Here is a 21,015-nt window from a genome sequence, read left to right on the forward strand (position 1 = left end):
CTACTCCTTATTCTGTCGTGCCTCACGAGCGCGACGCGTGCCGGACATCACCATGAGGACGATGATCAGCACGAATCCGAGAGGCAATCCAAACAGCGGCAAAGCAAGCACCGCCGGCCAGACCCCCTGGCCGAAACCGTTGTCCGCCCCGGCCCCGGCCGCTGTGCCGAGGATGACGGCAAGGAACGCGAGGATGGACAGACCCACCACACCCGCAACCATGTAAGCAAGGATGCGTTCGAGCCGGCTCACGGCGGGTGGAGTTCGATTGGTCACAGTCTCAAGGATACGGGGCGGGAACCGGTCCGACCGAATAGGCTGAGGGTGGTTGACGCGCATTCCGCGCGCCCGGAATCCAGCGAGGTCCAGATGCCCACCGGCAAGGTCAAGTTCTACGACGAGGAGAAAGGTTTCGGCTTCATCACCTCCGATGACGGCCACGAGGTCTTTCTCCACGCTTCTGCACTGCCCGCCGGAGTCACGGTCAAGACAGGAACGAAGCTCGAATTCGGCATCGCCGACGGCAAGCGGGGCGCTCAGGCGCTGTCCGTTCGCGTTCTCGAGGCACCGCCGAGCCTGGTCAAACTCAGCCGCAAGCCGGCTGACGACATGGCCGTCATCGTCGAGGACCTGGTGAAACTCCTCGACGGCATCGGAGCGAGCCTGCGTCGCGGCCGCTACCCCGACAAAACCCACAGCCACAAGATCGCGGCCATGCTGCGCAAGGTCGCGGAGGAACTCGATGCCTGAGGTCGCTGCCGACGAGCGCCTGCTGTCCGCGGTCGACCAGGCGCGCACCGCGCTGCTAGAGATCACGCCGGCCGACAGCATCGGCGAACCCCTCGGCCATTTTGTCGAAGGCGAGCATGTGCTCTCGCTGCTGTTCGACTGCAACCTGTCCGGCTACCCGGGCTGGCGTTGGACGGTCACCCTCGCCCGGGTGGACGAGAACTCCGAGCCGTCGGTTCTGGAAGCCGAGCTCACGCCGGGCGACGACGCCCTGATCGCGCCGGAGTGGGTGCCGTGGTCTGACCGCCTGGCCGACTACCGCACGGCCCAGGAACTGGCCGTGGCCGTGGCCGTCGCTGAGGCATTGGGTGATGATGACGAATCGGACGACGACGACGAGTCAGACGACGAGTCAGACGACGACGAAGACCGCGGCGAAGATGTGCTTGACGGGATCGACTTCGGTGAGGCGCTAACGGCGCCGGAACCATACCCAGACAATCCCGAGCAGGCCGAGACCGAGGCCGATGAGGGCAGCCCAGAGCCACCAGCCCACTCCGGCGGCGGCGAGTTCGCCCCGAAAGACGAGCGCGAGCGCGAGCGCCACTAGCCAGCCGGCGGAGCCCGCAAGGAAAGCCTTGCGGGCATCCGTTCGAGCCGGCAGCGGGTCTGGCCGACGCTCACTGTCTCTCAGCCAGAGCCGCATGCCGAGGCCTACTTGCCCAGGTTCTGCACCACGAACTCGATCGAGCGGACGAGCTGGCGCACGTCTTCGGGTTCGATCGCGGTGAAGGTGGCAACCCGCAACTGGTTGCGGCCGAGCTTGCGGTAGGGCTCGGTGTCGGAGATCCCGTTGGCGCGCAGGGTCTTGGCGATGGCGGCGGCATCGATCGCGTCGTCGAAGTCGATCGTCGCGACCACCTGTGAGCGGTGCTCCGGGTTGGTGACATACGGCGTCGCGAACGGCACGCTCTCGGCCCAGTCGTAGAGAACGGATGACGATTCGAGGGTGCGCGCGGACGCCCACGCCAGGCCGCCGCTTCCATTGATCCAGTCGAGCTGGTTCTCGATCAAAAGAAGCGTGGCCACGGCCGGAGTGTTCAGAGTCTGGTTGAGGCGCGAGTTGTCGATCGCGTTCTTCAGGCTAAGGAACTCGGGAATGTAGCGCCCGCTCGCGGCGATTTGCTCGACGCGCTCGATTGCGGCGGGGGAGAAGAGCGCCATCCACAGGCCCCCGTCGGAGGCGAGGTTCTTCTGCGGCGCGAAGTAGTAGACATCCGCCTGGTCGGCCTCGTAGTCGATACCGGCCGCCGCGCTCGTGGCGTCGATCACCGTCAGGGCGTTGGGGTCGGCAACCACGCGGGTGACCGGAGCCATGACGCCGGTCGAGGTCTCGTTCTGGGGCCAGGCGTAGACGTCGATACCCTCGGTCACGACGAACTCGCTGCGCGATCCGGCCGGGGCCTTGACCACGTCGGGCGCTTCGAGGAACGGAGCGGCCGCGGCCGCGGCGAACTTGCCGCCGAACTCGCCGAAGACGAGGTTCTGGCTGCGGCGGAGAATAAGGGAGAACGCGGCGGCGTCCCAGAACGCTGTGGACCCGCCGTTGCCGATAATGACTTCATAACCGGCCGGGGCGCGAAGGAGGTCCGCGAGGCCGGTGCGCATGCGACCGACCAAGTTTTTGACGGGTGCCTGGCGATGGGAGGTGCCCATCACGCTCGCGCTGAACTTTAAGAGGTGTTCGAGTTGTTCTTTTCGGACTTTCGACGGGCCGCAGCCAAATCGTCCATCATCGGGCAGAAGTTCCGTGGGAATTTTCAGGTTCGACATAGGGCGATTCTAACGGCCGCTCTCGCGGCGATAAGGTTGGGCAGTACGTACCGAGCCGAGAGGAGCGCTGGGCATGACGGATCTCATCGACACCACCGAAATGTACCTCCGCACGATTCTCGATCTCGAAGAGGAGCACATCGTTCCCCTCCGGGCACGCATCTCGGAACGCCTCGGGCACTCCGGGCCGACCGTATCGCAGACCGTGGCCCGGATGGAGCGGGATGGTCTCGTAGTCGTCTCCGGCGACCGGCATCTCGAGCTCACCGTCGACGGGCGCAGTAAGGCCGTGCATGTGATGCGCAAACATCGGCTTGCGGAACGCCTGCTCAGCGACGTAATCGGGCTCGAGTGGGAATTCGTCCACGACGAAGCATGCCGCTGGGAGCATGTGATGAGTGAGCGGGTGGAGCGCAAGATCCTGGAGATGCTCGATCACCCGACCGAGTCTCCGTATGGCAACCCCATCCCCGGGCTCGATGAGCTGGGCGATTCGCCGGCCGTCGCGTTCATGGCCGGGGTGACGAGCCTTGTCGACCTGGTCGCCGGAACTGCCGGACCGGTCGCCGCCGTGGTGCGCCGTCTGGGCGAACCCGTTCAGGTCGACCCCGAGCTCCTGGCCCAGCTGAAGAACTCCGGTGTGCTCCCCGGGGCCACGGGGGTTTTCTCCGCCGTGGGCTCCTATGTGCTCGTGCAGGTGCATGGGTTCGAGGACGGACTGGAACTGCCCAACGAGGTCGCCGGCCACATCTTCGTCGCCACACCGGCAGCGGTCGCCTAGCCATTCGGCGGACCCCTCCGGCCCCGTTGTCGTTGTGCCCTCGCCCCCACGATTTTGTTATCAATATGTTAGAAAATGTGGCCTGCGGCGTGACAAACGGATGGGCGTCAGTTAGCTTGGATCCGTCCACAGTCCAGATTCCGGTCGCCGGACACGAATCAAGACGCCTTTCTTTCCCGTCTCTTGATTCGTTCCTCACACACGCGACGAGCGCAGTGGACGGGGCAACTACCTAGTGTTGTCGAGGCGCCGGAGGTAAACACTTTGGCCGCATTAGGTAAGAAGATTTTCCGTCGAGCCCCGAACTCGATAGCCACCACCGGGTTCATCACCCGCGGTTCCATCACCCGCGCTTCCCTCCCCAACGACGCCGAGCACGCCGAGCTCAGCCACTATCGGGCCGCCAGCCCCAGTTCCGGCGCGCGGTCACGCCGCCGGGGCGCCGTGGCGAACATCGTGTTCATGACTCTCGCCGGCGGCCTCGTCGCGACCATGGCCATCCCGGCGTATGCGTTCGCGCCGACCGAAGCGGAGTACGCGTCCACGGCCTCGGCCGAGTTGACCCAATCGGGTGCGCAGTCCGTGGCGGTCGGCGCCGCGGCCGATACTGTGAGCGTCGCGCGCGACGGGTTCACGGCCACCACCCCCGAGGAGCTGGCGGCGGCAGCGGCCGCAGCTGCGGCGGCGGTTGCCGCGTCCGAGGCAGCGGCCGCCGAGGGGCGCCGACAGGAAGCCGCGGCCGCGATGACCTCCTACGCCGCGTCGTATTCCGGCCCGTCGTCGGCCGACTACCTGGCTGCCCCGGCATACCCGAAGTTCGACCTGGCATCCGTCTACAGTGTCGCGGCCGGCTACCAGGGTGTTCCCTATGTCTACGGCGGGGCCACCCCGGCCGGCTTCGATTGTTCCGGGCTCATCATGTACGTCTACGCGCAGTTCGGCATCTCGCTGCCACATTCCTCGACCGGGCAGGGGGCGGCGGGCACCCGAATCCCCGAATCTGAGGCTCAGCCGGGTGACCTCGTCATCATGGACGGCCACGACGGGTTCTATGCAGGCAACGGCAACATCCTGCACGCGCCGTATGAGGGGGCGGCCGTGCGCGTGCAGCCGATCTGGACCAGCTCGTACTACATCGTGCGGCTCGGCATCTGAGCCTGCCGGAGGTCCGAGCCGCCCGCCCGCCAGATGAATGTTTCGTAACACCTAGCACATTCGGCGTCCCGCACTTCGCGGTGGCGCCGAATGTGGGTTAACCTGTTGCTCTGATGTTTTGCGAGTCTTCGGGAGAGCCCATGCGCGAGCGGCGCACGATCCACACCATGGATGTGCGCTGCCGCTCTGCGCTGCGGCAGAGCAGTCGAGCAAACTTGAGTTGCGCGTGTCAGGGACATCGTGTGGCCGGTAGGGCGTTGTCATGGTGACAGCGCCCTTTTTGTTTGCCTGTTCGCTCCTTCTCACTGACTGTCGTAGTTCGAATGGCTGGAAGCCGTCCAGCCCTTTTCGAAAGGGAACGCATGCGCACACTGGTCCTCAATGCGGGGTATGAGCCCCTTGCCGTGGTGTCCTTCAAACGAGCACTCGTGCTGGTCATGAATCATAAGGCAACGATCGTGCAGGCCGACCAGGGGCATCCGATCTGTGCCGCCTCCGGTTCCTGGGAGCGGCCGAGCGTCATCTTGCTCACGCGTTACGTGCGCATCCCTCGGTCCAGGGCCGTGCCGGTCAGCCGTCGCGGGGTGCTGCGCCGGGACGAGCATCGCTGCGGGTACTGCGGCAAGACCGCCAGCACGATCGACCACGTAATGCCCCGGTCGCGCGGCGGCCGGGACACCTGGGACAATCTCGTGGCCTGTTGCCTGCGCTGCAACAACCTCAAAAGCGACCGGACGCCGGCCGAGATGGGCTGGAAACTCCTGTTCCACCCGGGATTGCCGGTCGGCACGACCTGGGTGGTGCGCGGCGCGGAGCGGCCGTTGCCGCAGTGGGATGAATTCCTTGCTCCTGCCGCCTGACCCGCGAATGTAACAGGGATGTAACGCCAGAAGGTGACTTCCTGGTCGCCGTCGCCTAGGGTTGAGGAGCGCCGAACCTCGATCTCGGTGTGTTAGAGGATCATCTGTTGCCCCAATCCGGCGTACCCGGCACTTCTGGTTCGCCGGAGACCCCGATTTTTCCGCTCTCGCGCCGCGAACTGCGTGCGCAGCGTGAGGCGGCAGAGGCTCGAGCCGACGCCACCGTGAACATTTCGGTGCGTATGGACGCGCCGGTGGCTGTGCGCATTCCCGATGCGGTTGGGGTGGCGGAAACCAAGATTCTGGATCTCAAAAAGGCGTCGATCGTGACGCGGAGCAACCGGCTCAATCAGGTCGTTTCGCCTCGGGTCGCTCCGGCCGTCAGCCGCCCGGTGCCGCGGTCGCGCCGCCGACGGCCCATGAAAATCGCGGTGACCCTGTTGGCCATTCCGGGACTGTTCCTCACCGCCGGCCTTCCGGCGTATGCGTTCGCGCCCGGTGCGAGCGACACCGCCTCATCGACGTCACGGGTTGCCGACACGCAGGGCGTCACGGTGGACAGTGGCGCCGCAGCCATCACCGTCGCTCGCGACGGTTTCACGGCGACCACGAGCGAGGAACTCGCCCAGCGGGATGCCGAGGCCAAGCGTGCACTGGCCGCCCAGCAGACCGCCGAGGCCGCCCGATCGGCTGCCACCGACTTCGCCGTATACAGCGTGCGCGCCAAGGGCGACGACTACCCGTGGTTCGACCGGGCCACCGACACCCAGGGCGGCGGACTGTCTCCGCTCGGCTACTATTACCGCGAATGCGTGGACTTCGTGGCATACCGGCTCAACCGCGACGCCGGGTCGACCGGCTCCCCGTGGACCTGGACCTGGAGCAAGCTCACCCCCAGCGGCGGCAACGCGAGCAACTGGGCCAGCGCCTGGGCCGATCAGGGCTGGGCCACCGGCGACACTCCCGTCGTCGGCGCGGTCGCCTGGTTCAACTACAACCACGTGGCCTACGTGCAGTCGGTCAACAGCGACGGCTCGGTCATTCTCGAGGAATACAACTGGAACGGCAGTCATGCGTACAACACGCGCACCGTGTCGGCCAGTGAGGTTCCGCTCTTCCTGTACCCGCCGACGTAAGCGCGTCGCAGCGGTGCGCTGCGGCGCCGGCAGACAACCGCTAAACTTCAGTGGCCAGCCTCTGTAGCTCAACGGAAGAGCAGTTCCGTCCTAAGGAAACGGTTGGGGGTTCGAATCCCTCCAGGGGCACCACAAACAAAGGGATGCAGGGTCCGAATTTCACCGGATTTTCCCTGCATCCCACTTTTACCCTTGGTAAACGATTCAAAAATTCACTCTATAAGGCCTTCTCAACAAGCCGAAGGTGCGGCTTCGGTGCCAAATCTGTGAACGCCGTGCGGACATCCGGCCCCGCGACGACGGCCCTTTCGATGTAGTACCGCGTGGTCACATCCGTTCCCTTGTGGTCAGCGAACTTGCTCGCCGTCTCCAAGTCGAATACCTCGGCGATTTTAGAGAGCGTTGTCTTCCGCAGGTGGTGCGGCTTCATCCAGCCGAGGCGGGCCCCGTCCCTGATGTTCCTCCAGCTCTCCCGCATGTTGTGAGGGTCGAGCAGCGTGTCATTCCGCGAGGCGAAGAGCAGGCCGCTGGGGCCGGCGAGCAGTGCGCGGTTACGGAGAATGTCCACCAGCCAGTCGTGGATGATGACCGTGCGACGGCCGTCCTCACCATCTTTGGTGTGCAGCTGCCGTGAGTGCTTCTTTCCGTTCGGCGTGATGACGGTCGCGACGATGTGGACGCGCGGGCTGACTGCGTGGTCGAGGTCGAGGTCCTCCACCATGAGCGCGGCAACCTCGCCAATGCGCCCAGCCAGACCGAGCTGTGCTTCGAAGGCGTCAGCGAGCCAAGTGTTCTGACGCATACCGCGGACCGCGTCGCGGAGCGATACGAGTTCGTCCGTGGTCAGGGCGCGTGGAACGGGTTTGGTCGTGATGGGCTTGCTGACGTTGGCGATGGGGTTGCCGGTCACCGCGTCGCGTTGGGCTGCGAACGTGAATGCCTGGTTGAGGAGCGTGCGTGCAATCTCCGCCTGCCCGGAGCGCGTCCGGCGCTCCTTCACCAGCCAGCGGTCCATGCGGCCGGTGGTCGCTTCCCGTAGCTTGACCTTGCCGAGTCCGGGCACGATGATTCGGTTGATTACGTCGGCATAGTTGCCCTTAGACCCTTCGCTGAGCTTTGTAGTTTCCAGCTTCCACGGCCACCAGGTGTGCATCAGTGCCTCGATGGTTGTTTCACTGTTGAGGTCTGCGTCACCTGAACTCGCCCGGCCCTTGACTGCGTCTTTGAGTCGCTGTTCAGCAGAAGCTTTGGTCGGCCCCGTGCGTTCCATCAGGACAGTCTTGCCATCACCGCCGCGGTAGCGGCAGCGCGCTCGGTACTTACCTTTTTCACCGCTGAACGAGATTTCTCCGCGTTCGCCGATTACCAATGAAGGGCGGCCCATCAGGCAGCCTGTCCGAGTGCCCAGCCGTCAAGGCTGTCGATGTGGTACCGAACGGAGCGGCCAAGCCGGAGTGCGGTCGGGCCGGTGCCGGCCGAGCGCCAGTTGCGCAGGGTCTTCGGCACGACGCCGATGCGGGCGGCGGCCTGAGCTTCGGTGAGGAATGGTGATGGTTCCTGTGCTGTTGTTGTGGATACCTGGGTCATGGGTGGGTCTTTCGGTTGGGGTTTGGGACCAGCGTCTGCTGGTTCGCATCTCCCATGCGCGGCATCGATTCTTGATTAGCGACGCTAAGTATATAGTTTTCGTTTTAAATAGCTTGGGATCAGGCATAATTCTCGTTTCCTCTCACAATCCCAAGGGATGCTTATATCGACTGTGCAGGTCGAGCCGGCCAGCTGAACTGAGCGCGCCGCAAGCCTCGAGACCGCGCAGAAGGTTGACCTCAGTCCGGGGGTCGATGATCACCAAATTTCGGTTGGTGACCGGTGGATCCCATTCCACAGCTTCGAGCACCGGATGAACGATTAGGAGACGCACGTTGCCTTGGGGCCACGGACTGTTGTCAGGTACACGGCTGCGGGTCGTGTAGAGACGATCGATGTTCTCATCGGACTCTCCGCCCAAGGACCATTCGCCCGCTTGCTCAGCGGCGACCAAGGCCCGTGCTTGGTACTCAGTTGCCACTTGGCAGGCATACGCGAACCGGTCGTGCAGCTTAATCTGATTCCACGTCAGGAACATTTGACCCGGCTCTCCGCCGCCAGTTGGCATGAGCGGCAGCGCTCCGTATCCTTCGAGGAGAGAGGCGATCAGGCCGGCCGGGGAATCCGCCACCCTCAGTTCGCCATCCGTGAGATCACCGGTCATCCAGAAACTAGGTGCGTGTTCGTTTGTCATACTTGCTCCATGCGCGGCATGTTGACCGCGCCGGCAATCGAACCGTCCCGCGCGTGTAGGAGGCATGACAGGAAAACCTGAACCCCATGCCTCGATCGATGGACCCGGACACTGGTTGGTGACCACAGTGGGCGGTGCCTCCCACGAAATCAAGGATTGGGAAACGCTGTACTGGCGCCGAATCCTGGCCCCAGGTTCCGGCGCCGCCTTCTATGACGACCGTTTCGTGCGTCTCACGCGGCTCGGCCCGATCGCGGTGGGTAGCCCCTTCTGCATAGTCGTCTCCGACGGCTCCGACCTGTACGGCGCGACGACGCACCGTTCTTCGGTCGTGACTCAAATAGAGCGCCGCGGCGGCTGTCGCCGGTGCGGGTACCCTGCACCCCTCGGCTTCTGTTGGCGCGATGCCATCGAGACAGGCTGGCTTAACAGTGATCGCGAACCGGGCGGCCGGTCCGCAATCCGCCACGACACCGAGCGTCGACTCGGTCGGCTGCGAAGCGCACGTTTTAACTTCGTTTCTGACCTCCGCCGGTTCTGGGCTCGTGTCCGTCGTGGCAGGAACTGATGAAGTGCCGCGCATGTACTGGGTATGGATGCCCTCTACTGCCCACGCTGCTGCTACCTACTGATCCACGGCACGACTGAGGCCTGGGAAAGCTGTCTGATGTGCAGGCTGGCTCCGTACTGGTCCCAGCGATCGCATTACGAGGGTGAGCCCAAAACGAGGTACCCCGACCGGGACCGGTTGAAACGGCGTATCCGCCTTGTGCGCTTCATCGCTGGGGTGCGCGGTGTCGAGGAGTCGCGAAATTAGTACGCGAACAAACCGCCGTGTTGGGCTTAGTCCTCTGCGTCAGAAGTTCGCTCTCCAACGTCCAAAGGCCTCGTTCTGTTTGGTCGGTCGTCACTTGCCTTTCGTAATCCGCGCTGGTTCGGCCGGATCCGTTCGGGCACTACACGGCGGGTGTCCGCCCGGAGTGCGTGGTCTGCCCTGTCGGCATGCCATGGCACCGTGCCTTCCGCGCTGAACGGTTATTGCTCAATGGCCTGTCCCGCCCCGGCGGCCTGGTCAGCACATTTTCCAGCACTCGCTGCGCTTGCTCCAGTGGCTGTTAACGCCAACTGAAAACAGGGCCAGAAACGCCAACTGAAAATAGGGCCACCAACCATCATGGAAGGTGATCAAATTGGATGATTGGGCAGAGATTCGCCACCTGCATTCGACGGGGAAGCATTCGAAGCGGGAGATAGGGCGGCTGGTCGGAGTGTCCCGGGGAACCGTAGATCGGGCCTTGGGCGTGAATCGGTCGCCGACGTATCAGCGTGAGCCGACGGGGTCGAGCTTCGACGCGTTCGCCGGCCAGGTGCGGGTGTTGCTCGCGGCAACGCCAACGATGCCGGCCGCGACCGCCGCCGAGCGGGTGGGCTGGTCGGGGTCACCGTCGCTGTTTCGGGCCAAGATCGCCGAGCTCCGACCGGAGTATGCGGTGCCGGATCCCGCGGATCGGCTGGTGCACCCGCCCGGATTCCAGGTCCAGTGTGATCTCTGGTTCCCGCACGAAGACCTGCCGCTGGGCCATGACCAGGCTGCTGCGCCGCCGGTATTGGTGATGACGTCGACGTTCTCCGGATTCATCCAGGCCCGCATGTTGCCCTCGCGGACGACGCCGGATCTGCTGGGCGGGATGTGGTCGTTGCTGCAGGAGGCCGAGGCTGTTCCCGCCCGGCTGACCTGGGACAACGAGACCGGCATCGGGCGCGGAAAACTCACCGATCCCGCCGCCGCGTTCGCCGGCACCCTTGGCACGCAGATCAAGCTCCTCAAGGCCCGCGATCCCGAGTCCAAGGGCATGGTCGAGCGGATGAACCGCTTCTTCCGCAGCCGCTTCATGTCGGGTCGCGCCTTCACTTCTCCCGATGACTTCAATCAGCAGCTGGCCGGCTGGCTCCCCATCGCGAACAACCGTCTCTCCCGGTCGCGGAGAGGGCGACCAGGAGACCTGGTCCGCATCGATCGGGCGGCGATGCGCGGACTGCCGCCGATGGCGCCGGAGGTGATGTTCCGCAACAGCGTCCGGCTCCCAAGGGATTACTACGTTCGCGCGCTCAGCAACGACTACTCCGTCGACCCGACCATGATCGGCCGGGTTGTTGACGTGGCGGCGAGCCTCGAGCGCGTGACCGTCCACCACGACGGGGTCCTCATCGCCGAGCATCGCCGGAAGTGGGCTCGGCAACTGACCGTCACCGACCCGGCACACGTCCGCCGCGCGGCCGAGCTGCGCGCCCAGTTCCAAGCCCAACGCGCCCGCCGGCCCACGATCACGGCCGTCGTCGAGATGGCCTCACTGGCCCGCTACGACGAGCTCTTCAGCGTTGACATCGACGCCGCGCCGACCGTGTTGGCGGTCGCGTCATGACCGGCTCGGAAGCGGCCTCGCAGATCGAGTACTACGCCCGCGCGCTGCGGGCGCCACGGATCAGCGAAGCCTTCCGACGCCTGGGCGATCAGGCCCGCGACGCGGGCTGGTCTCACGAGGAATACCTCGCCGCGGTGCTCTCCAAGGAGGTCTCCGAACGCGAAGCCTCCGGGGCTGCGCTGCGGATCAAGGCCGCCCGGTTCCCGGGTCACAAGACCCTCGAGGACTTCAACTTCGACCATCAGCCCTCCGCCGACCGAAACCTGATCGCGCACCTGGGCACGAGCGTGTTCCTCACCGAAGCGAAGAACGTCGTCCTCCTTGGACCACCCGGAACCGGGAAAACACACCTCGCCGTCGGCATCGGAATCAAGGCCGCCAAGGCCGGCCACCGGGTCCTCTTCGACACCGCGACGGGCTGGGTGACTCGACTCCAAGAAGCCCACTCACGGGGCAAACTCGCCGCCGAGCTCATCAGGCTACGCCGTTACAGCATGCTCATCGTTGACGAGGTGGGCTACATCCCTTTCGACCAAGACGCCGCGAATCTGTTCTTCCAGCTCGTGTCATCCCGCTACGAACACGCCTCGCTGATCATGACGAGCAACCTGCCCTTCGCCCGCTGGGGCGACGTGTTCGGCGACCTCACGATCGCCTCCGCGATGATCGACCGCATCGTTCACCACGCCGACGTAATCAGCCTCAAGGGCAACAGTTACCGGCTCAAGCAACACCAACCCGCGGCGGCTACGGCACACTAGAACCACACGAGAGTGGCCCTGTTTTCAGTTGGCAGAAGTGGCCCTGTTTTCAGTCGGCGTTAACAGTGGCGCCTTGCTGAGTCGTTCAGGTGTTCAGGAGTACCAACGTTCCCACTCCTCAGCCTGTTCAAGGTCGAGGAGTGCGACGGCCAGTTCAGCCATTTCATGAGAGTCAGGATGTATGCCGGCGACAGCGCGCAAGGCTGCCTCGGTGATCCAGTCGATCTGCTCGTGCCTAGTACGAGTGTCGCTGTGTCCGCTCATTGCGACAACTTCCGCTACGCGGTCCCTGAGACGATTGAGGTCTTGCGCTTCGCCGCCCATCAGCGCTCGAAACTGGGAAGAAACACGGGTGGCGCCCATTGTCGACCGCCCTTCGGCCCGCGCGGGTTATTCACCAGGCTCTCGGCCCTTGAAATTTCAGGCCGCCGGAAGACTAGGACATCCTCTGTCTTGGAGAAGTCGTACTCGACGTCGATGTACTGGACGTCGAGAGTTCGTTTGGTTACCGAGAAATGCATATCTTGTACCTCCAAGGGGTAGGAGTTGATGCATGCGCGGCAGCTCGAGAAATGAACTAGTTAGCAGCGCTGTCCAACGCTGCGAAGCGGTACTCGATTAATTCGGCATACTCGGGCTCGCGTTCGATTGCCAAGGAGCGACCCCCGGCGCGGATGATCCCTTCGGAGATCGCGCCGGAGCCGGCGAAGCCATCCAGGTAGGTTTCACCTGGCATCACGATGAGGCCGCAGAGCCAATTGACAAGATTCATCGGTTTCACCGTCGGGTGGCCCCTTACGCCCTCTGGCCGGGGGGATTCTGATGAGTGCGCACGCGGCGAATACTTAATTTGCGTGAAGAACCGGCTTGGAAGCTCTTTCCCCGGCGCGTACTTGGCGCGGCCTTGGGCGTCGATGAGCGTGACCTGGCAGCCGGGCGAGCACGCAGATATCGAGCAAGCTTCGTTGTGCTCCAGGATCAGGTTCCCCGTCTTGCGTCCACCTTCAGTGGCCACCGACATTGAGCCATCGGGACGTCGAATTGAGCGGTTTGTGTTTTCGCCCACACGCCCGTTCCGCCTACTCCTATTCTCGGAAGGGTCTGCGGGGATGAGCGAGGCACCGACGTTGAAGCCGCCAGCCCCGCCGCCAGCGATCGCCCCGATGAGAGAGTCTCTTGGTCCGAGGTTCCGGGCGATCAGTATTGGTTCGAAAGCGCCGCGAAGCTGAGTTTCCCAGCCCGCGTATCGGTCGGCGACTTGATCGGTGACACCGATATTTCGGAGCTCTGAGTCAATGTGACGGCTCGACGTCGCGTGTGAGAAGGACTTGGCCCAGGAAAGGTGATCAACGATTTGGAACCCGGCGTCCTCGACGGCAGTGCTCTGCCTCGCGAAGGTCCGGGAATGCCCGTATGCGGCGAGAGTCGCGCCCGGAGCGAGCTTGGACCGCACTAGGCCCCAGAAGCCTGCGTCGAAAGCGATCACACTTCGATCCCAGTTCACTCCGCTCAAGCCCAGACCGTATGGAGGGTCGAGAATTGCGCCGGCGAGAGAGGAGTCGGGAATCGCCTGAAGCGCTTCCTCGATGTCGGCAATGACCAGTGTTAAATCATCACGCATACAGGGCATGGGCAGAGTCTATGGGCGCCGGAGATGAGCCGACGCACGCAGGGAGACTGAGCAATCAACTTCGGATCTTCTCAAACCTCGTTAGAGGAGGCGCGTGGTCCGCGGCGTTTAAGTGTGGCTTCTAAGTCCAGGACCAAGTCGCCAGTACCGATTCCGAAAGCTTGTTCCTGTCCGCTTCAGACACGGTCGGGCTGAAGGAGAACGTAACGACGAACGTATTCCAATCAGTGACCGGGATGTGGAACTGCTCGATTTGGTAGTCTGCTCCGTTGATAGACCCCTTGGCTGAAAGGTGAACGGATTCAGTCTCGGCGACCATGATTCGGTCGCGTATTGTCACGTTCACGCCTGCGCCCTCAAACTCGTCGACAGCGCTCGACTCCGCCTGGTCGGGCGTCATTCCCCCTGCCGGGGACACTATAACGTTGACATTATCCACGAAGCCGTCTGCATCCGCCAAGTCCGCAGCTATCACGTCTACATCGTCGGGTAGCGTCACGTCTTTGGGCACGGACCAGCCTCTGGGAACCGTGAGGTCGTAACCGCCTCCAAAGAGGGTCTCACCTGTTGCCGGCGCGGCGGAAATTGCAGTCGGTGTTGGGCTTGAACACCCGGCGAGGGCAAGCACCGCGACGACAGCCGCGCCCACAACTCTGAAGCTTCGACTTTGCATTCGTGGATTCGACATCCCTGGCCTCCGGATTGATGGGTCTTCTGTGAGGCTATCGTCGCTCAGCGCGGGTTATGGAGTCGGCGACACCCCCAAAAATGGGAGCGCGGGTGCCAGTTCCCCAAGGGCTCGCCGATCCACCCGGCCGTGTCGTTGTCCTCAACATCCCCATCGATTTGATCGTGGTCGATGAAATTGGCTCTTCCAAGTGGCGGCCGACGCGGGAAAAGGCTTTATCGCGTCGTTGACGCCGCTGACGACAGATCCCGGTGGCCGGAACCAACGCCCACAGCCTCATGCCGCTACCTTCGAGCGCCCACGGTCCGCCACCTGAGAGTGCTAGAGGTCAGCATTCGGTCCCAGACTCTGAGGCCCCGCTGCCGCGGGTCCACGAAACTATTGAGTTTGATCCGACGCCTAAGGGGCGAGCTTCTCGACGCTCTCAGGGTTGTTAAGCTTCAGCGCCGAGTCGTTGAAGAGCTCGAGCAGTCCAATCGTCCCGTTGAGCGCAGGTCGGCGGCCACGTTAGCGATCGCGTCGCCGACGTGACGCGTCTATACCTAGACCACCTCTGGCGCAGCGTCCGACTTTCCCGATACTCACCAAGTGGAGGAGGAAAGTGAAGCGCTTGGCAATGTCGGCGGTGGTGGGCATCGCTCGCGTTTCGTTGGTCTCAGCGGTAGGAAGCTGCGAACCCAATGATGAAGCCAGAAACAAAGTTCAAAATCACACCGCCTGCGATGACCCAGATTCCCGCTTGGATCCACGCAAGCCTGCTGCGGACGATTTCCTCGTGGGTTTGATCCCGAACGAGGGTCGTCCCGGCCGGCGTGCCGGACATTGCGGCTCCCTGCTGGTAAGCCGGTGCGGTGGTTGGATCGAAGTCGCCTGCCATCATGCTCCTAATTGTGCTGGTGCCTCGGCGAGGCACAGCTGCGAGGCTACAACGATTCGAGGCGTCGTCAACAGACTCCAATTTGGGGCCAACAGGGTCGAGGGCCGCCAACCGTGGCGTCGAAAGTTCCAAAAGTGACTGAGCGGGAGACGCCTGCCCGCATGCCGGAAAGCGCTAATGGACGCTGCACCGCCCGTCTTGCGACCGTGTCGGTGGCAAGCAGCGACAGCAGGTAGTGATCAGACATGGGCATTTGTCGGACCGCTCCAGACTGGGCTGTCACGCGACACTCGTCCTCAACGATCTGGTTCCAGCCGATTCTCAGTGCCGCGCATAGAGAGAGAGTAGGCGACTTGCTCTACACCCCCTCCTAACAAAGGAACCACAATGTTCAATCTCCCCCTTCAGACCGAGACTGCCGCTATGGCAGACGCCACCACGGAATCCACGGTGTCGGTCCTCAGCTCATCCGAGGCAATCCCGCAGCTTGTCGATATCCTCATCGACATTTCCGACCGGGCCGACGCCTGTGTCATCACCGTCGCTGACCGTGTCATCATCGAGCAGCTGGAGCACGGTCACGAGCCGTCCCTCGGCCGTGACGTCTCCCTGGTGAAAGGTGGATTCCGGGCAACGTCGGGTTCGGGCCACTGCCCCACCATCGGCAGGAACAACGCCGTACTCCTGGTTCGCGGCGTGGACCAGGCCGATGCTAGGGCCGCGGGCTATGCAGGTGCCGAGGTGTTCAAACCGTCGATGACGGAGTTCTGGGTGACGACAGCCGAACGCCGGCACGCGCAGGGAGCGCTGAGATGAAATGACCCGTCAGCGGTGACGGTGCTCCCTGGCCTTGAAAAAGCATGGGGAGCGCCTGCCGTAGTTCGGGCAGTTCTGCAGGTTCGCGCACACCCACTCCGAGAACCTCGGACTTTGGATAGGGACGCGGATGGAACGGGTCGTGTGTTCGCTTCCCGCCAAGCACCGGCAGGGATGGCTGACGGGGTCCGAAGAGTTCCAAGCCGCCGGTAGTCGGATTCCGAAGGAGGGAAGGATCATCGAAGAAATCACGCGAAGACTAGTGAACATGTAGAGTCCACTGGCCCACTTCCGCGGCACTGTTGAACTCGGCTTCTTTCAGGCAGGTGGAAAGGAATATCGAGACTTCGTCGAGATCGAGAGACCATTCCACGCTCTCCACGGTGGCTCCGTCGCTGAAATCCACCATGACTTCCTCTCCAGGTACGCCGCTGTCGTTGTGGAGCCCCCTAAACCAAAAAATGACCATCTCGCCGACACGTGGCAAATTGACAGCGTCCTTGACGCTTAATTCGGCACTGCCCTCAGCGGGCGATTCGTTCTTGCGATCACCGGGGATTCTCTCCGCCTTTGGTCGGCTGTCGTTCCTGAAATACATGATCACGTTCGTCATGTGACAAAACTAGTCATGCGGAGCGCGGTCCATTGACCGGCAAGCGGTCGCATTCGTTTGACCCGTGACAGCAGGGCAGCGTTTGTGGGACGAAGCACACGACCGCGATCGCGGTGACGGTGTCGAGGTCGTGGAGATGGAGCGGCAAGGCAGGGATAGGGCGATGACGAAGCGGGGTCGCCGGGCTGAGGGCCGACAGAATGAGCGTCGGCCGGACCCGCACGGAGGCGAATACTGTGGCTGTACGTCGAAGCGCGACCGAGACCAGAAGGCTGCCCGACCGCAACTGGTACCGCACCCTCGCGGCGCCCTGGCGGGCGCCGCTCGCCACCCACCTCCGCTTCGCTCCGGCGTCCTCGCCGGGGGCAGCAAGCCGGCACGCGAGTCGTCCCGTTCAACCTTCCGCAATACGCCCACTCGCATCTTTGCTCACCTCCTCCGAGCAACGCTGCACTCCACGTTTCCCGGCCCGCAACACCCACCGCCGGCGAGTTGCCCTGATCGATGGCCTTCTTGCGGGCGGCGCGGTTCTCCTGGCGCGGCCCTTACCGCGTAGGCCCCGTCCAACGTTTCGGCATCCGATGTGCGGCGGAACGCTGCTGGCGGGGAGATGCGGTGTGGGTCTGTCGCTAAGCCGCTTTCACGCACGGAGTAGCCACGGCGGGCGGACTGGCGCGACGGTCTGCCCGCGGCGCGATCCTTGGTGGAACCCGTGAGGTGCACATCGGTCAGGGTTCGGGACGGGGCGCATGCCGGATACATGAAGCGCGCGGGCGGAGGTTCGGGTGCGGGTCATCGTCGGCAGGAATTGACGAGGGGATTACGTCGTCGTATGAGGTCGTTGAGCGGGCAGATCACGTCTGGGTGAGCATGACTGAGTTGAAATGCGTGAGGTGCTCGAAAAGAGGAGGGAGTACCGACACCTCGGAATGCGACCGGGTGGGCGATATTCACGGTGCGGAGGCCCGCCTCGAACAATTTTTGCGTGGCATGAGTTTTCAGCCCGATTTTCGTCGTGCGTGACATCGGGGCGCACGTCTGTGAACCGGGGATTTTGCATGACTCCGCCGCCATTTTGTATCCACAGTCGCTCGTCGATCTCATCGCGAGCAGCCGCTCATGTGGTGTGGTGGCAGCCGCTGAAAAGAAACTGTCAAGCGAATCGTGGACTGTGAAAGGATGCGGTGACCGGCAGGATCCAGGTCAGGGTCGACCGTGGACTAAGAGGTCGACAGGACAAACACCGCTAGCCTCAAATAATGGCACTCACACCCCGCGAATTCGCAGCTGCAAACCCAAAGATCTCCAAATCAATTGGCCTGCCGGCGTCTGACCACTACATGCTCTTCTGCGACGATGAGGCCGGGAACCACTGGACGGTCATCGGAACCGACAGAGACTATTTCGAGATGGTGCGGGACGCGAGCAACGAAGTGCGTACGGGTCTGGAAATGCCGGCAGACAAATTCCCGCTCAAGCGCGCGGGATGGCCGGATGAGTGGGCGAGCTAAGCCTGACCTGTCCGATGTGGTGCATGTCGCTGCTGCGGTCACCCGCCACGCGTCGCGCCGTCGCGCCACCCTCGACCAGCGGCCTTGAGACGGTCGCCGGCAGACGAACGCAGCTCGCTGCAGCGGCGAGACGGTGCCTCGTAAACCCGAGCAGCTACTCTGAATCGAGCTCCTGGGAGATCGTCTCGCCGTGGGGCCGGGCTTGGCCGAGCAGGTCCGCGTGATGGTCGTAGGACAGGCTGCCAATCTTGCGGAACGCGTCGAAGCTGAGGTTGAGACGTCCGTTGACCAAATCTGCGTTACCTGACCTTGGCCGATCCGGTCTTGATAGAGATCAGCCTCTAACAATGTCCATATCCTGGTCCGCCGGTCAGAAGTCGGCGGGCAATCCAGACAGAGCGCGGCATGGGTACCTCAGCTCAACTCTGCACCGGATCCGCGGAGCCGACCGCTGAGAGGGCATCTGGATGCCTCCTCGCCCGTCGATTCCGAATTGGACAGTAGGCGGGTTCCGTAGGGTCGGTGGCGAACGTGCGCTGGATCACGGCAACATCCGTAGGAATCTTCTTCAGGCACCAACCGCCGAAGAATAGTGGGGCGCGCCAGGCCTCGCTTTTGCGCCCCACCACTTCACTTCCGACTACTTGATTGGGAAGCCGAGCTCCTGGAGTGTGAGTCCCGATTCATTACGTCGACGTTCCTCATGGACGGCGAGCAGTTGCCGAAGCGCCCAGTCTTGTGTGAGCGTGAGGGAGCTGAGTTTCGCCATGAGCTGGGCCGTGGGTTCGTAGATATCAGGGTCATCCTGCATGTCCTGTGCGAGAAGCGTCCCGAAGATGAACGCTGAGGGAGTGGTGCCCTGATACATGGCGAGCATTCCAAGAGCCTCGTCTTCTGTGAACTGCGGCCCGTTGGCAAGCGCGGCCGTGAGGAGACTGTCGCAGGACAGCACGAACGCCGTAACCGGGTCGGAACCCGGCTGGACACTGTAGTGAGTAATCCATCGGGCAATTGCCCTCCTCCGTACGTCGGCGAAGTCGGGGAAATTGGTGAGCGGAATAGTGGTCATTTTTGAGCCTTCTTTTCTGGTTGAGCGAGTTTGTTGGTCGCGGTGAAATTCAACGAGTTGTCGAAGTCACCACTTTGTTGTCGGTATGGCATGGTGCGCGGTCGAGGTCTCGGCAAATTACTGCCGATGACCGCGCATTGCCTTACTCGCAGCCCCAGAAGACCCCAGTTGAGTCGACGCCGTTCTCGTCCAGCCCAGACATGCAGAACCCGTCCGGGGAGAAGTCCGTTCGGGTGTCCCTGTGCGAACCGATTTCGTAGTCCTCGGACCGGCCCGGCGTCCTGTAGAAATCCAAGTAGTAGCCGCGCTCGTCAAAGCCGCCACGGTCGAGGCCCTCATAGTCGTAGCCAGCCGGGTCGTATTCGGTGTCGGTCTGCTGGTGGATGCCGTAACGGTCGAAGCCACGGACGTTGATGCCTGCGACGTTGAACCCATCGTGGCCGAAGCCGTTGGCGTCGAGTTCCGGCAAGTAGTCGTAGAACCTCTTGCCGTCGGGGTCGATGTAGGTGCCGGTTGTCTGGTGGATGTGGTTTTCGTTGAAGCCGTTCGCGTCGAAGTGGTTGCCGTCGCGGTTGGTGCCGTCGACGTTCCACCCGTTGCCGAAGAATCCGGCGCGGTCGTACCCGTAGCTGGAACGGCCAGCCTTGTCGTAGCCGTCTGCGTCGTACATTGACCCGGTGGTGGGGTTCTGCTCGTCGGACGTTTCGGGCTCGTGCATCGTGGCGGGCCTGGGGGTGATTGAACTCATTGGTGTTGCCTTTCCATGGTTTGTTGACTGATGGGCGACCGCAACTCGGTGTCGAAGTCGTTTGCTGCATGCGCGGCAGCCGTCTTTTTTCTGAAGGGTGGTGTCCGTGCACTTACTGCATGCGCGGCAGCCGTCTTTTTTCTGAAGGGTGGTGTCCGTGCACTTACTGCATGCGCGGCAGCCGTCTTTTTTCTGAAGGGTGGTGTCCGTGCACTTACTGCATGCGCGGCAGCCGTCTTTTTTCTGAAGGGTGGTGTCCGTGCACTTACTGCATGCGCGGCAGCCGTCTTTTTTCTGAAGGGTGGTGTCCGTGCACTTACTGCATGCGCGGCAGCCGTCTTTTTTCTGAAGGGTGGTGTCCGTGCACTTACTGCATGCGCGGCAGCCGTCTTTTTTCTGAAGGGTGGTGTCCGTGCACTTACTGCATGCGCGGCAGCCGTCTTTTTTCTGAAGGGTGGTGTCCGTGCACTTACTGCATGCGCGGCAGCCGTCTTTTTTCTGAAGGGTGGTGTCCGTGCACTTACTGCATGCGCGGCAGCCGTCTTTTTTCTGAAGGGTGGTGTCCGTGCACTTACTGCATGCGCGGCAGCCGTCTTTTTTCTGAAGGGTGGTGTCCGTGCACTTACTGCATGCGCGGCAGCCGTCTTTTTTCTGAAGGGTGGTGTCCGTGCACTTACTGCATGCGCGGCAGCCGTCTTTTTTCTGAAGGGTGGTGTCCGTGCACTTACTGCATGCGCGGCAGCCGTCTTTTTTCTGAAGGGTGGTGTCCGTGCACTTACTGCATGCGCGGCGGTTGCCAAATCCCGGACGAGGGAAGGGCCATCTGCTGCCGCGCGGCACGCACGGATCGCCCGGCCGGAGCCGGACCGATTGCAGACGTGGATAGCCAATAGGCCGCGCATAAGATCGGCGCGGAGGGCGCCGCTAGTCGTCTCGGCCGTGACACCGGTTGCAGACCCGGCATGATGGTGACTCACCCGGGTCGGTGCCGCCCGATACTCTGCGTCTGTGGCCCATAGTAAAGAGGTTCTCGCTCAGTTCCAGGACGGTGAAGTTCGGCTCATCTTCGCGCGCGATACGGAGTCCGGTGCCCTGTTCCTGCTC

The 21,015-nt window shown here is 62.9% G+C and carries 25 protein-coding genes, 1 tRNA gene and 1 pseudogene; 13 read left to right on the forward strand and 14 right to left on the reverse strand.

The features are described from left to right. Positions 1–276, reverse strand: coding sequence for a hypothetical protein (locus tag E3O22_RS12205; protein WP_134395017.1), 276 nt, complete (start codon positions 274–276; stop codon positions 1–3). A gap of 93 nt (positions 277–369) precedes the next feature. Here E3O22_RS12205 and E3O22_RS12210 point away from each other — a divergent pair, with 93 nt between their 5' ends. Next, positions 370–750 (forward strand): cold-shock protein, encoded by a 381-nt coding sequence (locus E3O22_RS12210; protein WP_134395180.1) that lies wholly within the window; start codon positions 370–372, stop codon positions 748–750. Then, positions 743–1,339, forward strand: coding sequence for a DUF3027 domain-containing protein (locus E3O22_RS12215; RefSeq protein WP_134395016.1), 597 nt, complete (start codon positions 743–745; stop codon positions 1,337–1,339). The genes E3O22_RS12210 and E3O22_RS12215 overlap by 8 nt, the downstream gene beginning before the upstream one ends. On the opposite strand, the pseudogene E3O22_RS16425 reads toward E3O22_RS12215, so the two are convergent. Both E3O22_RS16425 and serC read right to left on the reverse strand, forming a co-directional pair. Next, positions 1,277–1,435: pseudogene (locus tag E3O22_RS16425) on the reverse strand (DUF2530 domain-containing protein); the annotation flags it as partial. The gene E3O22_RS12215 and the pseudogene E3O22_RS16425 sit on opposite strands and share 63 nt — an antisense overlap. Before the next feature lie 8 nt (positions 1,436–1,443). Then, the gene (gene serC / locus E3O22_RS12220; protein ID WP_134395015.1) at positions 1,444–2,562 is read right to left on the reverse strand and encodes a phosphoserine transaminase; all 1,119 of its coding nucleotides are present in this window, start codon (positions 2,560–2,562) and stop codon (positions 1,444–1,446) included. A gap of 73 nt (positions 2,563–2,635) precedes the next feature. Here serC and E3O22_RS12225 point away from each other — a divergent pair, with 73 nt between their 5' ends. The 5 genes from E3O22_RS12225 to E3O22_RS12245 all read left to right on the forward strand — a co-directional run bounded on the left by E3O22_RS12225 (position 2,636) and on the right by E3O22_RS12245 (position 6,626). Further along, positions 2,636–3,343 carry a metal-dependent transcriptional regulator gene (locus E3O22_RS12225; protein ID WP_134395014.1) on the forward strand — a complete coding sequence of 236 codons (708 nt, stop codon included), beginning with the start codon at positions 2,636–2,638 and terminating at the stop codon, positions 3,341–3,343. A 264-nt stretch (positions 3,344–3,607) separates the two neighbouring features. Next, positions 3,608–4,498 (forward strand): C40 family peptidase, encoded by an 891-nt coding sequence (locus E3O22_RS12230; RefSeq protein ID WP_241973368.1) that lies wholly within the window; start codon positions 3,608–3,610, stop codon positions 4,496–4,498. Positions 4,499–4,860: 362 nt separating this feature from the next. Beyond that, on the forward strand, positions 4,861–5,358 hold the full coding sequence (locus E3O22_RS12235) for an HNH endonuclease (RefSeq protein ID WP_104100118.1): 498 nt from the start codon (positions 4,861–4,863) through the stop codon (positions 5,356–5,358). 107 nt (positions 5,359–5,465) lie between these two features. Continuing rightward, positions 5,466–6,494, forward strand: coding sequence for a CHAP domain-containing protein (locus E3O22_RS12240; RefSeq protein WP_134395013.1), 1,029 nt, complete (start codon positions 5,466–5,468; stop codon positions 6,492–6,494). Between the two features lie 57 nt (positions 6,495–6,551). Continuing rightward, positions 6,552–6,626, forward strand: a tRNA-Arg gene (locus E3O22_RS12245). Positions 6,627–6,711: 85 nt separating this feature from the next. Here E3O22_RS12245 and xerC read toward each other — a convergent pair. The 3 genes from xerC to E3O22_RS12260 all read right to left on the reverse strand — a co-directional run bounded on the left by xerC (position 6,712) and on the right by E3O22_RS12260 (position 8,775). After that, the gene (xerC, locus tag E3O22_RS12250; protein WP_166784638.1) at positions 6,712–7,764 is read right to left on the reverse strand and encodes a tyrosine recombinase XerC; all 1,053 of its coding nucleotides are present in this window, start codon (positions 7,762–7,764) and stop codon (positions 6,712–6,714) included. A 113-nt stretch (positions 7,765–7,877) separates the two neighbouring features. Next, positions 7,878–8,081 carry an AlpA family transcriptional regulator gene (locus tag E3O22_RS12255; protein ID WP_134395011.1) on the reverse strand — a complete coding sequence of 68 codons (204 nt, stop codon included), beginning with the start codon at positions 8,079–8,081 and terminating at the stop codon, positions 7,878–7,880. Between the two features lie 142 nt (positions 8,082–8,223). After that, a complete protein-coding gene (locus E3O22_RS12260) occupies positions 8,224–8,775 on the reverse strand; it encodes a hypothetical protein (RefSeq protein ID WP_134395010.1) in 552 nt (183 codons plus the stop codon). A 64-nt stretch (positions 8,776–8,839) separates the two neighbouring features. Between E3O22_RS12260 and E3O22_RS12265 the strand changes: the two genes are divergently transcribed. The 3 genes from E3O22_RS12265 to istB all read left to right on the forward strand — a co-directional run bounded on the left by E3O22_RS12265 (position 8,840) and on the right by istB (position 11,959). Continuing rightward, positions 8,840–9,343 carry a hypothetical protein gene (locus tag E3O22_RS12265; protein WP_134395009.1) on the forward strand — a complete coding sequence of 168 codons (504 nt, stop codon included), beginning with the start codon at positions 8,840–8,842 and terminating at the stop codon, positions 9,341–9,343. An 805-nt stretch (positions 9,344–10,148) separates the two neighbouring features. Continuing rightward, on the forward strand, positions 10,149–11,198 hold the full coding sequence (locus E3O22_RS12270) for an IS21 family transposase (protein WP_241976632.1): 1,050 nt from the start codon (positions 10,149–10,151) through the stop codon (positions 11,196–11,198). Then, the gene (gene istB, locus E3O22_RS12275) at positions 11,195–11,959 is read left to right on the forward strand and encodes an IS21-like element helper ATPase IstB (RefSeq protein WP_134395008.1); all 765 of its coding nucleotides are present in this window, start codon (positions 11,195–11,197) and stop codon (positions 11,957–11,959) included. The genes E3O22_RS12270 and istB overlap by 4 nt, the downstream gene beginning before the upstream one ends. A gap of 93 nt (positions 11,960–12,052) precedes the next feature. Here istB and E3O22_RS12280 read toward each other — a convergent pair whose 3' ends face one another. The 4 genes from E3O22_RS12280 to E3O22_RS12295 all read right to left on the reverse strand — a co-directional run bounded on the left by E3O22_RS12280 (position 12,053) and on the right by E3O22_RS12295 (position 15,157). Next, positions 12,053–12,322, reverse strand: a complete 270-nt coding sequence (locus tag E3O22_RS12280) for a hypothetical protein (protein ID WP_134395007.1) — start codon at positions 12,320–12,322, stop codon at positions 12,053–12,055. Between the two features lie 214 nt (positions 12,323–12,536). Continuing rightward, positions 12,537–13,589, reverse strand: a complete 1,053-nt coding sequence (locus E3O22_RS12285) for a DNA methyltransferase (RefSeq protein ID WP_134395006.1) — start codon at positions 13,587–13,589, stop codon at positions 12,537–12,539. A 121-nt stretch (positions 13,590–13,710) separates the two neighbouring features. After that, entirely contained in the window at positions 13,711–14,262 is a 552-nt protein-coding gene (locus E3O22_RS12290; protein WP_134395005.1) for a hypothetical protein, read from the reverse strand. 670 nt (positions 14,263–14,932) lie between these two features. Further along, positions 14,933–15,157: a hypothetical protein gene (locus E3O22_RS12295; protein ID WP_134395004.1), complete on the reverse strand. Its 225-nt coding sequence runs from the start codon at positions 15,155–15,157 to the stop codon at positions 14,933–14,935. Positions 15,158–15,577: 420 nt separating this feature from the next. On the opposite strand from E3O22_RS12295, the gene E3O22_RS12300 reads away from it, so the two are divergent. After that, positions 15,578–15,970 (forward strand): hypothetical protein, encoded by a 393-nt coding sequence (locus E3O22_RS12300; RefSeq protein WP_134395003.1) that lies wholly within the window; start codon positions 15,578–15,580, stop codon positions 15,968–15,970. A 259-nt stretch (positions 15,971–16,229) separates the two neighbouring features. Here E3O22_RS12300 and E3O22_RS12305 read toward each other — a convergent pair whose 3' ends face one another. Further along, the gene (locus E3O22_RS12305) at positions 16,230–16,583 is read right to left on the reverse strand and encodes a hypothetical protein (RefSeq protein WP_134395002.1); all 354 of its coding nucleotides are present in this window, start codon (positions 16,581–16,583) and stop codon (positions 16,230–16,232) included. Between the two features lie 1,259 nt (positions 16,584–17,842). Between E3O22_RS12305 and E3O22_RS12310 the strand changes: the two genes are divergently transcribed. After that, complete coding sequence (locus E3O22_RS12310) at positions 17,843–18,094, forward strand: hypothetical protein (protein WP_134395001.1); 252 nt, start codon at positions 17,843–17,845, stop codon at positions 18,092–18,094. Positions 18,095–18,248: 154 nt separating this feature from the next. Here E3O22_RS12310 and E3O22_RS15955 read toward each other — a convergent pair whose 3' ends face one another. From E3O22_RS15955 to E3O22_RS12320, 3 genes are all read right to left on the reverse strand, one after another. Beyond that, positions 18,249–18,386, reverse strand: a complete 138-nt coding sequence (locus E3O22_RS15955) for a hypothetical protein (protein WP_166784639.1) — start codon at positions 18,384–18,386, stop codon at positions 18,249–18,251. A 348-nt stretch (positions 18,387–18,734) separates the two neighbouring features. After that, positions 18,735–19,163 carry a hypothetical protein gene (locus tag E3O22_RS12315; RefSeq protein ID WP_134395000.1) on the reverse strand — a complete coding sequence of 143 codons (429 nt, stop codon included), beginning with the start codon at positions 19,161–19,163 and terminating at the stop codon, positions 18,735–18,737. Positions 19,164–19,305: 142 nt separating this feature from the next. Then, positions 19,306–19,911, reverse strand: coding sequence for a hypothetical protein (locus E3O22_RS12320; protein WP_134394999.1), 606 nt, complete (start codon positions 19,909–19,911; stop codon positions 19,306–19,308). Between the two features lie 30 nt (positions 19,912–19,941). Here E3O22_RS12320 and E3O22_RS12325 point away from each other — a divergent pair, with 30 nt between their 5' ends. Continuing rightward, positions 19,942–20,877: a hypothetical protein gene (locus tag E3O22_RS12325; RefSeq protein ID WP_134397104.1), complete on the forward strand. Its 936-nt coding sequence runs from the start codon at positions 19,942–19,944 to the stop codon at positions 20,875–20,877. The last annotated feature ends 138 nt before the right edge of the window (positions 20,878–21,015 follow it).

It is taken from the genome of Cryobacterium sp. TMT2-18-2 (assembly GCF_004402245.1).
Taxonomy (GTDB): domain Bacteria; phylum Actinomycetota; class Actinomycetes; order Actinomycetales; family Microbacteriaceae; genus Cryobacterium; species Cryobacterium sandaracinum.